This window comes from Nitratireductor sp. GCM10026969, assembly GCF_042660605.1.
GTDB lineage: Bacteria > Pseudomonadota > Alphaproteobacteria > Rhizobiales > Rhizobiaceae > Chelativorans.
In genome coordinates this window covers 1-13,940 of sequence record NZ_JBHSUM010000024.1, presented here as the reverse complement: position 1 = coordinate 13,940, position 13,940 = coordinate 1, and the positions used below count along the sequence as shown (strand labels likewise).

Sequence of the window (13,940 nt, the reverse complement as noted above, 5' to 3'; positions counted from 1 at the left end):
CCACCGTCCACCCGAACGCCGAAGGGGGGCAATGGTTTCGCGGCCGTGGCGGAGAGGCAGGAGGAAGGGCGCCAACCCTTACGGTAATTTAATGATATAATGGATGAAATCAGACCCAATCTTGCCGTACATATGGTGTACGCATCGGTTTGGGCTACGGGATTGTTTTCAACCCTCCGTTGCTCCCGAGTCCGTGCATTGGAGAACTGAATGTCCTGGTGGAAGCAGGCCCTTTTGAGCCTCCTGATCCTGATGGTCGCGGCCGCCCTTTGGTACCGCTTCTTTCCCGGCGCGGCGGAAATCGCCAGCCATTGGGGACTCACGGAGGGTCCGGTCGAAGCGGCCGTCTCACAGGAGGAAAGACGGCGCGGCGGGAACGGAGGTATTGGCGGGCCCGGCGGCATACAGAGCCCCGTCATCACCATGCCGGTGACCAGCGCCACCATCAACGACCGCCTGACCGCAATCGGCACGGGCAGCGCGCTCCATACGGTGGCGGTGCGGCCCTTCACGGCGGGAAGGCTGACGGAGATCCTCGTCGAATCGGGCGCGGACGTCGCGGCCGGCGATGTCATCGCCCGTGTGGACTCGGAAGCTGAAAGCATCGCGGTCGACCGTGCCGAGCTCGCCCTCGACGACGCGCGCGCACGCCTGGAGCGTGTCATCGAGCTGCGCTCGAGCAATACCGTGACCGCCGTCCAGCAGACCGACGCGGAGTTGGCGGTGCGCAATGCCGAGCTCGAGCTGCGCACGGCCCGCCTGGCGCTGGAGCGGCGCCGGATCGTGGCGCCGATCAACGGCGTGGTGGGCATATTGCCGGTTTCTCCGGGCGACTATGTCACCTCCTCCGACGAGATCGCCACCATTGCCGACCGTTCGCAGATCCTCGTCGATTTCTGGGCACCGGAACGGTACGCGCCGGCGATAACGATCGATGCGGCGCTGACGGCGTCCTCCGTCGCGCGGCCGAACGAGTCCTATCGCGGCACCGTCCGCGCGATCGACAACCAGGTCGACCCGGAAAGCCGGACGATCCGCATCCAGGCGCTGATCGAGAATCCCGCCGATACGCTGCGCTCGGGCATGGCCTTCCGCATCAGCATGCGCTTCGAAGGTGAGATCTATCCCGCGGTCGATCCGCTGTCCGTCCAGTGGGGCACCGACGGCGCTTATGTCTGGGTGGTACGCGAAGGGGTAGCGCAGCGCACGCCGGTGGAGATCGTCCAGCGCAACGCCGACGCCATTCTCGTCGAAGGTGAATTCGCCGAGGGAGACCAGGTGGTGGTCGAAGGGGTGCATGCGGTGCGCGAAGGTGTACCGATCGCCGGCGGCGAGGACAACGACCTCGCCGTGCGCGGCTCGTGAGGATGCGCCGATGACCGCGGGGAACACCGATCAGGCGAGCCGCGGCATCACGGCGCTCTTCATCCGCCGTCCCGTCTTCGCTTTCGTGGTGAACACGCTGATCGCGGTGGCCGGACTGGCCGCGCTGTTCGGGGTCGAGGTGCGCGAGCTGCCCGATGTCGATCGCCCGGTCATTTCCGTCAGGACAAACTTCGACGGCGCTGCCGCCGAGACCATCGACCGCGAGATCACCGCCGTCATCGAGGGCGCGGTCTCGCGCATCGCCGGGGTTTCCGCCATCTCCTCCTCATCCTCCTTCGGCAGGAGCCGGATGACGATCGAGTTCCGCGAGAGCGTGAACCTGGACACAGCCGCCTCGGACGTGCGCGATGCGGTCGGGCGGATCCAGAACCAGCTTCCCGACGATGCCGACACGCCGACCATCGTCAAGGCCGACGACGATGCGCAGCCGGTCCTGCGCCTGGCGGTCACCTCCGAGACGATGAGCGTGGAGGACATGACCGTCTATGTGGAGGACGAGATCGTCGACAGGTTTGCCGCCGTACCCGGGGTCGCGAGCGTCCAGGTCTACGGCGACCGGGACAAGATCTTCCGCGTCGACATCGACCAGGCTAGGCTCGCAAGCCTCGGCATGACGGTCGGCGACATCGGCAACGCGCTGTCCAGCGTCGCTTTCGACAGCCCCGCGGGATCCCTGACCAACAACACGCAGGACCTCGTCGTGCGCGCGACGGCTTCGATCACCACGCCGGAGGACCTGGAAGCCATTCAACTGACGCGCAACGTGCGACTGGGCGACGTGGCGACGGTGTCGCTCGGACCCGATATCGGCGAGAGCCGCCTTCGCTCCAACGGTAAGCCCGGAATCGGGCTCGGCATCCTGCGCCAGGCGCAGTCGAACACGCTCGACATCTCGACCGGCGTGCGCGCGGCTGTGGAGGAGTTGAGGCCCATCCTGCCCGAGGGCATAAGCATAGCCGTCACCAGCGACGACGCCACCTTCATCCGGGGCGCCATCCACGAAGTGGAAATCGCCCTCGGCATTTCGGTGACTATCGTGCTGCTCGTCATCTATCTGTTCCTGCGCGACGTGCGGGCGACCATCATTCCGGGGGTGGCGATCCCCGTGGCGCTCATCGGCACGGTCGCGGCCATCTACCTGGCGGGCTTCTCGATCAACATCCTCACCCTGCTGGCGCTGGTCCTGGCGACCGGTCTCGTGGTGGACGACGCCATCGTGGTGCTGGAAAACATCGTCCGGCGGCGCAACCAGGGCATCGGGCCCCGCGCCGCCGCAACCCTCGGCACCGAGGAAGTCTTCTTCGCCGTCGTCGCCACCACGGCCACGCTGATCGCGGTGTTCGTGCCCCTTTCCTTTCTCCCCGGCCAGGCCGGAGGCCTGTTCCGCGAATTCGGTTTCGTTCTGGCGATCGCCGTTTTCCTGTCCTCGATCGTCGCGCTGTCGCTGTGCCCGATGCTGGCCTCGCGCCTCCTCGCCACCGGTAACGTTGAGGCGGAGGAGAGACGGCCCGGAGTGATCGAGCGTTTCGGCGGTGTCCTTGCGCGTCTCTACGAGAGGACGCTGCGCTTCTGCCTCAACGCCCCCGCCGTGGTGCTGCTCGTCTCGGCGCTCTTCGCGGCCACGGCCTACGGGCTGTTCGGCACCGTGAAATCGGAGCTCACGCCGAACGAGGACCGCTCGGTCGCCTTCATGCGCGTTTCCGCTCCGCAAGGCGTCAGCCTCGACTATCTTGCCGGCAAGATGCGGCAGATCGAGGGGTTGATCGAGCCCTTGCGCGAGCGCGGCGAAATCCGCAGCACCTTCTCCATCACCGGACGCGGCAGCACCAACAGCGCCTTCCTCGTCCTGGGCCTTGCGCCATGGGAAGAGCGCGAACGCAGCCAGCAGGAGATCCTGGACGAGGTGAACGTGCTGGCCGCACGCGTGCCCGGTGTGCGCGCCTTCGCTTTTCAGCCGAACAGCCTGGGCATCCGCGGCTCCGGCAGCGGCCTTCGTTTCGCCGTCGCCGGAAGCAACTACGAAAGGCTGACGCAATCGGCTATGGCCATTGTCGCGGAGATGGAGAAGGATCCGCGCTTCGATCGCCCGCGCCTTTCCGACGACGCCACGCAGCCGCAGCTCAAGATCGACATAGACCGCCAGCGCGCCGCCGACCTGGGGATCGGCATCGAAGGCATGGGCGAAGCCATCCAGGCGCTGCTCGACGGCAGGCAGGTCGCTTCGATCTTCATCGACGACAAGAGCTTCGACGTGAAGCTTCTCTCGTCCACCAACCCGGTCAACGACCCGACCGACCTCGAGAACATCTTCGTCAGGACCGGCGACGGACGCTTCGTGCCGCTCTCCACCATCACGACGCTCCGCGAGGAGCCGGTGCCGCCTTCGCTCGACCGCGAGTCGCAGATGCGCGTGGTGGAGATCACATCCGGGCTCGGCGACGATTTCGCCCTCGGCGCGGCGCTTGCACGGGCAACGGAAATCGCGGAGCCCCACCTGCCCCCCGGCGCGCGCATCATCCCGCTGGCCGAGGCGGCGACGCTCGGCGAGACCGGCAACAGCATGCTGACGATCTTCGGCTTCGCCGTGGTCATCATCCTTCTGGTGCTCGCCGCGCAGTTCGAAAGCTTCGTCAGCGCACTCATCATCATGGCCACCGTGCCGCTCGGGCTCGCCTGCGCGGTTTTCGCCCTGCTTCTGACCGGCACGAGCCTGAACGTCTACAGCCAGATCGGGCTGGTGCTGCTCGTCGGCATCATGGCCAAGAACGCGATCCTGATCGTCGAGTTCGCCAACCAGCAGCGCGACCGCGGACTGAAGGTGCGCGAGGCGATCGAGCAGGCCTCGCTCATTCGCCTGCGCCCCGTCGCCATGACGATGATCTGCACCGTGGTCGGCGGCGTGCCGCTGGTGCTGGCGAGCGGCGCAGGGGCCGAGGCGCGCATCGCGCTCGGCTGGGTGATCGTCGGCGGGCTGGGCCTCTCGGCGCTCTCGACCCTCTATCTCACTCCCGTCGCCTATCTCCTTCTCGGCCGCTTCATAACGCCGAAGGTGGAGGAGGAGGCCCGCCTCGAACGCGAGCTGAAGCACGCGGCGTCGCAGTCCCGATAGGCACCGGCGCGCGGCACAGCGCCGCACCATACGAACACCGCTCTCAGGCACCCTCATGACATCGCCGGCACAGCGCGGTATCTGTGCGCGGGGCGGCGACGGACCACGCGCGCTCCCCATGCTGATTGACGGCGCGTCACCGGTGCAGCATGGAATTGGTGCCCGTCGGGCGAATCGGCGGGCGCGTTGGCGAATGGAGAGTGATTGGTCAGGGATGGAAACGATAGGGATTGACGAAGCCAAGGCGATGGTGGGCCAAGAGGTGGGCATTTCCAACTGGCGCACGGTGTCGCAGAAGATGATCGACCAGTTCGCCGCCGCAACCGACGACTACCAGTTCATTCACACCGACCCCGAGCGGGCCGCCCGCGAAACGCCCTATGGCGGCACCATCGCCCACGGCTTCCTTTCCCTGTCCCTGCTTTCCACGATGATTTTCGAGGCGGTCCCGCGGCTCGAGGGCGCGCAGATGGGCGTGAATTTCGGCTTCGACCGCGTCCGGTTCCTGAACCCGGTGAAATCGGGCGCTCGCATTCGCGCCCGCTTCGCGCTGGCCGAGATGAAGGTGCGGCCCTCGGGCATCGTCGAATCCCACTACGACGTGACGGTGGAAATCGAGAACAGTCCCAAGCCCGCCCTCACGGCGCGCTGGCTGACACTGGCCATGCCGGACCGGACGGGGGAAGATGCGGCGTGACCGCCCACTGCGGCCCGCCATCGCCTTTCGTGAAAGCATGCTTGACGCCGCAGCCGCAAACCGGGAAAAGGCCGGTGAACCGCTGTCAAGCGCCTTTTCGCCAGCAAAATCGATGAGGAAACCGGTGGATGCAACCTGGAGCGGGTGACCGCAATACCGCCACGAGCCTGCCGCGCAACCGGGAAGAAGGGGCGCTGAATGGCGTGCTTTGACGGGCTGACGGTTCTCTTGACGGGAGCAACCGGCGGCTTCGGCCGGCCTCTGGCGAAAAAGCTTGCCGCAGCGGGCGCGCGCCTCGTCCTCTCGGACCTCGACAAGGCGTGCCTTGAAACGCTCGCTGCTTCGCTGGATGCGGAAACGGCGGTGCTGCCCGGCGACGTGGTCGACGAGAGCCTCTCGGAACGGCTGGTCGACCTCGCCTGCGAGCGCTTCGGCGGGCTCGACATCGCCATCAACAATGCCGGTATCGCCCAGACCTTCGTGAAGCTCCATCTCATCCCCTCGGAGGAGGCCCGCCGTGTCATCGACGTTGACCTGATGGGTGTCTTCTATGCGATGAAGCACCAGTTGCCGGCGATGGAGCGGCAGCACCGCGCCAGCGGACGCAAGGGTGCCATCGTCAACGTCGCATCGGTGGCCGGGCTCGCCGGCGCGCCGCGCCTTGCCGCCTATACCGCCGCCAAGCACGGGGTTATCGGCCTGACGCGCGCCGCCGCCGCCGAGTACGCCACCAGGGGCATCCGCATCAACGCCGTGTGCCCTTCCTTTTCGCGCACGGAGATGGTGACGGAAACGCTGAAGATGTCTCCCGTCGCAAGCACCAGGGCAGAGGCCGGCCTGACGCGCGGCGTGCCCATGAAGCGGCTGGCGGAGGTGGACGAGGTGCTGAACGTCATCCTGTTCGCCGCCGACCCGGCCAACAGCTTCATGACCGGCCAGGCACTGGCCGCCGACGGCGGCATCACGGCGGTGTGACGGAAACGCCCTCGGTGGCTTGCCCGCGGCCCGGGCGCCGCAGGCGAAGGTGCGTCACCGAGGCGATGTTGAAGATGATGAAGCTCGACATCGCCGGCCTGGAGGCTACCCACGAAGGCAGGTGAACGTCGCCTACACGACCCCGCAGGCGCGGATGAGCTTCAAAAGCCGCGGCAGGGACGGCGTCTTGTTCATGGCACAGTAGGTCTGGCGGCTTTCGCCGCCGTAGCCTTCCTTGTGCCTGGCCAGCGTCTGGGTGGGATAGACCAGACGCTGGGCGATCGGATTCGTGTAGATGAAGCGAAAGGCCCGCCGCGTCAGCCAGTCCTTGGTAAACTCCTTGTCTTCGATCCGATGGAAGGGCATGAGCCCGAAATAAAGGCGGGGAACGCCTTCGCGCTGGAACGTCTCGATTGCCCGACGCACCAGGAAATAGGCCGACAGCGGGTCGGCATCCGGAAGCCAGCGGCGTGTCGCCGAGAGATAGCCGACGATCCTGCCTTCTTTATAGAGCGGGTCGAAGAATGCGAAGGCGACCGGCTTGTCGTCACCATCGAGCAGGAAGAACTTGCGCACGCCCGGCTCGTCACGAAGCACGACGGGGCGCACGAGAAAGGAAAGCTCGCGCCGCTTGGTCGTCCGCGTGCGGCGCCAGCCGAGCGATATGGCTTCCAGCCGGGCAGGATCGAACACGCCCAGCGGCATCTCCGCGACGCGATGCCCGCTTCGGGTGAGCCGGTTTTCGGCGGTGCGGAAACTGCGCTTCCTCGGCCCCGAGAAATCATATCCGTCGAGATCGATCCAGTTTTCCAGGCCCAATTCGTTAACGCTGAAACCGCGCCCGGCGAGGATCTCGGCCATCCCATGCGAGACCTGCCAGAACGTCACGTCCTGCTTCTGCGCCACGAAGGCGTCAACGAGGCGCTCCCATTGCGCGCGCGGCGCCAGCGGATCGGCAAGTGCAAAGGCCGTGCGGCCCACCATCCGATAGGCGATGAATCCGGCCTCATCGCCGAAGCGCAGCAACCCCGGCTGAAACGCCACGGAATAGGCAAGAGCGAAATGCCCGTAGCGATCGAGCAGCGAGCGTCTGGCCGACTCGAAGACGAAACCTTCGCCCACTTCCTGATCGCGGCGGGCAAGCGCTGCAGCAAAATAGTTCACGAAAACGCCGATCCGACTGCTGCGCCCCTCCTTATGGATGCACACGGACGAACGATTCGGCAAGCCCCACCGCGCACCGCGAGCATGGCGGCGCAGATCCGTCGAAGACGGTGGCGGCTATTGGTCTTCCGGCAGGCACCTTGCTCCGGCCGACAGCGGAATCAGGAATGCGAAGCGATAGCCGCTCGTGGCGGGCGGTTCGATCGTCCCGCTCCATTTACGCTCGATGATAAGCTGCATCAGCTTGGAGCCGAACCCGGTTCCGTGTCCACGCGGCTGGCCGGCTGCCGTTTCATCGCGCCACTCCAGCCTGAAGCACTTCTCCCCTTCGGCATCGTCGACCAGCGACCAGCACAGGTCGACCATGCCCTCTTCCGAGGCGAGGCAGCCATACTTGACGGCATTTGTGGACAGTTCGTGCAGCACGAGACCGAGATCGAAGCACAATTCCGGCGGCAGCAGCACGTCCTCCCCATCGAGGCGCACGCGCTCGCGAAAAGGCTCCAGCGTCTCCTTCGCCAGGGCCGAAAAGCGCGTCAGCGACCAGCCGCCCTTGGCAATCAGGTAGTTGGCGCGTGAAAGGGAACTCAGCCTGCTGGAAAATGTGCGGTGGGCTTCGTCGAGATCGCGGTCGGGAGAGAAGGTCCGGTGCGCCAGCGTATCGACGAGTTGCAACAGATTGCCCGCCCGGTGCGCCATTTCGCGCACCAGCAGCAGACGATGATCGACGGCGGCGATCTGGCGCACACTGTTGGCAACAATGTTGGCGAGCGCGGTCAGAAACTCCGTGTCGGCACGGTCGAAACGCCGCGGCTCCCGCGTATGCACCCCGAATATGCCGAAAGGCCGGCCGGCCTCGCCGGCGATCACAGTGCTCATCCCGCTGACCACACCGTGAACATGCAGGTCTTCCGGCCCGCTGAAACGGGTTTCCGTGCGCAGATCGTCCACCACGACCGGACGGTTCTCCAAAAGGGTGAACCCTGCCTGGGAGTCCCGGTCGACGCCGATGGTGCCGCGTCCTACCAGACCTTCGTGCCAGCCCACACCGGCGATCAGCCGCAGTTGGTGGCCCTGGTCTTCGAACTGCAGAATCTCCGACAGCGGCACTTCGAGCACCTCGGCGGCGATCCTCACTGCCCTGTCCGTCACGGCCTGAAGGCTCGACTCGCCGATGGCGAAGCTGCCGAGTTCCTCGATCGCTTTCTGCTGCCTCAGCCGACGTTGCAGTTGGTTCTCCGCCTCAACGCGATCCGTGACGTCCAGGCAGATGCCGGTGAGCCAGGTGACACCGTCCTCCCTCACCAGCCCGCCGCGGGCCTCGATCCAGCGGAAGGTGCCGTCGGCCTTGGGACGGGTACGGTAGACGACGTTGTAATCGGCGCGATCGGCCACGGCCTCGGAAACCGCCTTCCACACGCGGTCGAAATCTTCGGGATGAAGATCGCGGCGAAAACTCTCGAGCGTGCCGTCATAGGCGACATTGTCATCCCCGTGCACGGATTCGAGATTGTCGGTCCACAACAGTTCGTCGCCGTCGACCCGCCACCGCCAGACCCCGACTCCGCCGTGACGGAGGCCCTGCAAAAGCTCCTTTGCACCGACCAGATAGCTGGCCTGCCTCGCGGCGGGATCATACATCCGTCGATATCCTGACTAAATCGGCGAATACGCCAGTGGATGTTCCGATCGGCGATATCGCCTTCAAAAATTCAATAACAGTTCAACGCATATTGCAAGAAAATCTGGTCGACGGCCATCCTCGGGAAGCGACCGCTCTCGTCCTGCCGTGCAACAACCGTGGGCGCACGCGCAAAGCGGGTGAGCAGCGCTCGGCAGGAACTCGTGTCGGAGGAAATGCCAGGAAGGACAAAAGAGGCCGAAACATGGCCACGCGGCGGCTATTTCTTCTTTCCCGGCGGCCCGGCATGGGTGCTCGTGGTCGCTGACACGGGGTCGCTGGCCGGAAAGGTGTCCTCCAGGCCTATTTCAAGATTCTCATCTTCCGCGTCGTGCTGCCCGGCGCGTTTTCGCTTCTTCGCGAGCTCACCGGGAGCGCCGGTCCGCGTGGCGCGCGTCACCGACACGGGATCGCTTGCGGGGAAGGTCTCTTCCAGGCCTTCTTCCAACTCTTCTTCGCGTTCCTGGGAGTCGGGAGCATCACGGTCGTTGCGCTTGTCGGGTCGAGGCATGGGACGGGTTCCTTTTTCACGGCAACGCAGGAGCAAGGTTCCAGGTTCCCGAACCGCTGATTGCAACGGTACTGCCGTTCTGTACCAGGTCGCGCGGGGCCGGTTTTCGGGTGGCCCGCCCACCCTGCGTCTGCGAGCAAGGCGATGTGCAGGCAAACGGCCGGTGCAATAGCGAAAGGATGCAAAAATGTCTTCACTCGAAAACAAGGTCGCCATCGTCACCGGAGCCAGCTCCGGCATCGGGCGGGCGGCGGCGAAACTCTTTGCCGAAGCCGGCGCACGGCTCATCGTCAGCGCGCGCCGCGAGTCCGAACTGGAGGCTCTGACGGCGGAAATTCGCGCGGCGGGCGGGGAAGCCGCCGCACTCGCCGGCGACGTGGCCGACGAAGCGCACGCCGAAGCGCTCGTGGCCTATGCGCGGGAACGCTTCGGCGGCCTCCACATCGCCTTCAACAATGCAGGTATTGTCGGGACGCTGGCCCCAGTGACGGAGTTGGAGCGCGAACAATGGGAAGAGACGCTGACGGTAAACCTCACGGCCGCCTTCTTCGCCGCCAAGCACCAGATTCCGGCCATGCTGGAGTGTGGCGGCGGCGCCCTCGTCTTCACCTCCAGCTTTGTCGGGCACACGGTCGGCATGCCGGGGATGAGCGCTTATGCGGCATCGAAAGCGGGCCTTGTCGGCCTCACCCAGGGACTGGCCGCCGAATACGGACCGAAGGGCATTCGCGTGAACGCCCTCCTGCCGGGCGGCACGGACACGCCGGCCGCCACCTTCAAGACGGCAGAGCAAAGAGCGTTCGTCGAAGGACTGCACGCACTCAAGCGGGTTGCAAAGCCGGAGGAGATCGCCCGCGCCGCGCTCTTCCTTGCCTCCGATGCGGCCAGTTTCGTAACCGGATCGGCCATGCTCGCCGATGGCGGCGTGTCGATCAGTCGTACCTGAACCTATGCAGGATAACTTCAGGCGAAGGCGCGATACGTGCCTTCGCCCCCCCCCCATGCTGAGCCTGCCGAACCACGAGGGCGGGCTGCAGCCGTCTTCATTCCGCCGCTTCGGCTTCCCTCCGGCCGGACCAGCGCTGCCACAGACGTGCGACCCGCTCGTGCACGCGGTGGCCAAGCAGAAGCATGCAAGGGGTCAGGATCAACGTCAGGAAAGTGGCGAACGCCAGCCCTCCGGCCACCGTGGTCGAAAGCTCCGTCCAGTACTGGGTGGACGGCGCGCGATACTTGATCTGGCGATTGAGCAGATCGATATTGAGCGCCAGCACCATCGGCATCAGAGCCAGAATGTCGGTGACGGAAGTGAGAAGCACCGGCCGCAGGCGCTGGGCCCCGGTGCGGATGGTCGCCTCGCGCACCTCATACCCCTTGGCGCGCATCTCGTTGTAGGTGTCGATCAGGACGATGTTGTTGTTGACGACGATGCCACCCAGCGCGATTACGCCGATCCCGCCCATGACGACGCCGAAAGGCCGTCCGGTGATCAGGAGCCCGATCATCACGCCGGCGATCGAAAAGACGATCGCACTCATTACAACCAGCGCCTGGTAGATGCTGTTGAGCTGGGTGACGATCACCAGAAACATCAGCGCGATGGCAGCGAGGAAAGCGCTCAAAAGAAAATTCTGGGCGTCGCGGATTTCCTCCTGCTGTCCGACGAATTCGGCCGTCACGCCCGCCGGAAGACCGGCCTCCTGGATAGCGCTTTGAAGCTCGGCGGTCTTGTCGGCCGGAAGCAGGCCTTCCGCAACATCGGCTTCAACCGTCACCACGCGCCGAGAGCCGACGCGATGAATGATGCCCGTGCGCGGCGCGGGCTCTATCGTCACGAAATTGGTGATCGGCGTCTGGCCGCGCTCGGTGGGCACGGTCAGACGCGAAAGACCGTCGAGCGTGCGCTCGCGGGCGGGAAACCGCACGCGGATGTCGACCGCATCCTCCACGTCCGGCGGGCGGTATTCGGCAAGCTGCAGCCCCTGGGTGAGAAGTTGCACGGCCTGCCCGAGCATCGTCACATCCGCGCCAAAACGGGCAGCGCTCTCACGGTCGACATGAAGACGCCATTCGACACCGGGCACCGGCCTGTCATCCGCGACATCGGTAAAGCCGCCCAATTCCTCCATCAAGGCGCGCACCTCTTCCGCCGCCGCTTCCATGGCTTCGCCGTCGCCGCCAGAAAGGCGCAGTTCCACCGGCTTTGCCTGGCCCGGCCCCGCCTCCTGCTCGGCCACGAGAATATCGATCCCGGGAATCTCCGCCGTGCGCGCCCGCACCTCGTCTATGATATCAACCGCACGTGGCCGCTCGTCCCAGTCAAGAAGGTCGAGTTGCAGGATCCCGATCGTGTCGGCAGAGACGTTCTCGGCGCCGGCACCTTCATCGACCGTGCGCGCATAGATGTTTTCCAGCCCCGCCGTGCCGAGCACCGCATCTTCCACCTGGCGCACCAGCGCATCCTTCTCGTGCACGGAAAGATTATCGCGCGCCTTCACCGTCGCCTGGATGAAACGTGGTTCGATCTGCGGGAAAAACTCGACGCCGCGGCCGAAAAACCCGTAGGCCGTCACGGCCGCAACGAGGAGGAGCGCGGTCGCGAGCAGGATGGTGCCGGGCCAGCGCAACGTCCGCCGCAGGATGTCCACATAGCCCCGGGTGAAGCCGCCCAGATCCTCCAGATCGCCTTCCTCGGCGGCCGCCAGCGATTTCTCCTCCTGCGCCGCACGCGGATTGCGGCGACCGATCAGCCCGCCCAGAACGGGGATGAAAACCAGACCCATGACGAGCGAGGCGGACAGGACGAGGATGACCGTCATGGGGAGAAACTTCATGAACTCGCCGACCACGCCGGTCCAGAACAGAAGCGGGAAGAACACCACCAGCGTCGTCAGCACGGAGGCGAAAATCGGCCAGGACATGCGCTTGGCCGCCGCCCGGTATGCATCATTGGGCGCCAGACCTCCGGCCATGCGGCGGTCGGCCAGTTCGGTCGAGACCACCGCCGCATCGATGACCATGCCGAGAACGAGGATGAGGCTGAAAAGGACGATGATGTTGAGCGTGAACCCCATCCACCAGATGATCAGGATTCCGGCGAGAAAGGAGCCGGGTATGGAAAGTCCCACCAGAAGTCCGTTGCGCCAGCCGAGCGCGGCCACGATGACGATCATCACCAAAAGGACCGCCGCCATCACGTTGTTCTGCAAGTCGCTCAGCGTCTCGCGCACCTCGGTCGACTGGTCCTGCAGATAGGTGACCGACACGCTCTGCGGGATCACGTCCCGACCTTCCTCGACGACCGCCTTCACCGCCTCGACCGTCTCGATGATGTTCGCCCCGATGCGCTTCTTAACTTCGAGCGCCACGGCCGGCTGGCCGTTGATGCGGGCGAAGCCGCTCGGATCCTCGAAGCCGCGGCGCACGACCGCGACGTCACCCACCGTGACGACCGCGTCACCGGAAACCTTCAGCGGGATATTGCGCACGTCGTCGATGTTCTCGATGACGCCGGGCACCTTGAGCGACAGCTTGCCCGCACCCGTGTCGATGGCGCCCGCGGTAACAAGCTGATTGTTGCGCTCGATACCGGCAAGCAGTTGCTCGAAAGGTACGTCGTAGCTTTCGAGCGCCGTCGGATCGATCAACACTTCCAGAACCTGGTCACGCGCACCCCCGATATCCACCTCCAAGACGTCGGTGAGCGCTTCGAAGCGGTCCTGGAACTCTTCGGCCAGATCGATCAGCGCGCGTTCCGAGACCGGGCCCGAGAGCATGACGGTGAGAACCGGAAAAAGCGCGACGTTGACCTCGCGCACGACCGGCTCTTCCGCACCCTGCGGAAGCTCCGCACCCGCCCGGTCTACGGCCTGGCGCACGTCCTGCTCGGCCTGATCGGCGTCGAACCCGGCGATGAATTCGAGCGTGACCGCGGCGTAGCCCTGGGCGGCGACGGAAGACATTTCGTCGAGCCCTTCTATGGACTGCAGTTCCGTCTCGAGCGGGCGCAAAAGAAGCCGCACGGCATCCTCGGGCGAAATGCCCTGCTGGGCGACCGATACGTAGATGACGGGGATGGGAACGTCCGGCGCCGATTCCTTGGGAATGACCGTATAGGCAAAGGCGCCAGCGACCAGGATCAGCCCGAAGAGAATGGCAACCACCCGGTTCCGGCTGAAGGCCGCGTCGATGATCGCCCTCATTGCGCGCCGCCTCCGTTTCCGCTGTCTTGCGGTGCGGCGTCACCGGCGCCGACGCCGGGTGACGGTGCATCGCTCGCGGTACCGTTTCCGCGCGTACCGCCGGGCCCGCCGTCGGTGCCCTGGGGCGAAGACTGCTGCAGCGAAGGGGCCGGTATGGCCGGTGAACTCGGCTCGACCGAGGGCGCCCGGGGGGTAGTGCCCGGCTGCGAAGTTCC

The 13,940-nt window shown here is 65.4% G+C and carries 9 protein-coding genes; 5 read left to right on the top strand and 4 right to left on the bottom strand.

The features are described from left to right. Positions 1-210: 210 nt before the first annotated feature. From ACFP9U_RS07960 to ACFP9U_RS07945, 4 genes are all read left to right on the top strand, one after another. Positions 211-1,365 carry an efflux RND transporter periplasmic adaptor subunit gene (locus ACFP9U_RS07960; RefSeq protein WP_378620402.1) on the top strand — a complete coding sequence of 385 codons (1,155 nt, stop codon included), beginning with the start codon at positions 211-213 and terminating at the stop codon, positions 1,363-1,365. Between the two features lie 10 nt (positions 1,366-1,375). Continuing rightward, on the top strand, positions 1,376-4,495 hold the full coding sequence (locus ACFP9U_RS07955) for an efflux RND transporter permease subunit (protein WP_378620400.1): 3,120 nt from the start codon (positions 1,376-1,378) through the stop codon (positions 4,493-4,495). A 214-nt stretch (positions 4,496-4,709) separates the two neighbouring features. Beyond that, positions 4,710-5,192, top strand: coding sequence for a MaoC family dehydratase (locus ACFP9U_RS07950; protein WP_322452875.1), 483 nt, complete (start codon positions 4,710-4,712; stop codon positions 5,190-5,192). A 198-nt stretch (positions 5,193-5,390) separates the two neighbouring features. Further along, positions 5,391-6,167: an SDR family NAD(P)-dependent oxidoreductase gene (locus tag ACFP9U_RS07945; RefSeq protein ID WP_378620398.1), complete on the top strand. Its 777-nt coding sequence runs from the start codon at positions 5,391-5,393 to the stop codon at positions 6,165-6,167. Positions 6,168-6,299: 132 nt separating this feature from the next. Here the strand turns inward: ACFP9U_RS07945 and ACFP9U_RS07940 are convergent, their stop codons facing one another. The 3 genes from ACFP9U_RS07940 to ACFP9U_RS07930 all read right to left on the bottom strand — a co-directional run bounded on the left by ACFP9U_RS07940 (position 6,300) and on the right by ACFP9U_RS07930 (position 9,523). Further along, the gene (locus ACFP9U_RS07940; protein ID WP_378620397.1) at positions 6,300-7,331 is read right to left on the bottom strand and encodes a phosphatidylglycerol lysyltransferase domain-containing protein; all 1,032 of its coding nucleotides are present in this window, start codon (positions 7,329-7,331) and stop codon (positions 6,300-6,302) included. 117 nt (positions 7,332-7,448) lie between these two features. After that, complete coding sequence (locus ACFP9U_RS07935; RefSeq protein WP_378620395.1) at positions 7,449-8,972, bottom strand: sensor histidine kinase; 1,524 nt, start codon at positions 8,970-8,972, stop codon at positions 7,449-7,451. Between the two features lie 260 nt (positions 8,973-9,232). Further along, positions 9,233-9,523, bottom strand: a complete 291-nt coding sequence (locus tag ACFP9U_RS07930) for a hypothetical protein (protein ID WP_378620392.1) — start codon at positions 9,521-9,523, stop codon at positions 9,233-9,235. Positions 9,524-9,710: 187 nt separating this feature from the next. Here ACFP9U_RS07930 and ACFP9U_RS07925 point away from each other — a divergent pair, with 187 nt between their 5' ends. Beyond that, positions 9,711-10,469, top strand: a complete 759-nt coding sequence (locus ACFP9U_RS07925) for an SDR family oxidoreductase (RefSeq protein ID WP_378620391.1) — start codon at positions 9,711-9,713, stop codon at positions 10,467-10,469. A gap of 97 nt (positions 10,470-10,566) precedes the next feature. Here ACFP9U_RS07925 and ACFP9U_RS07920 read toward each other — a convergent pair whose 3' ends face one another. After that, complete coding sequence (locus ACFP9U_RS07920) at positions 10,567-13,725, bottom strand: efflux RND transporter permease subunit (RefSeq protein WP_378620388.1); 3,159 nt, start codon at positions 13,723-13,725, stop codon at positions 10,567-10,569. Positions 13,726-13,940: the final 215 nt, after the last annotated feature.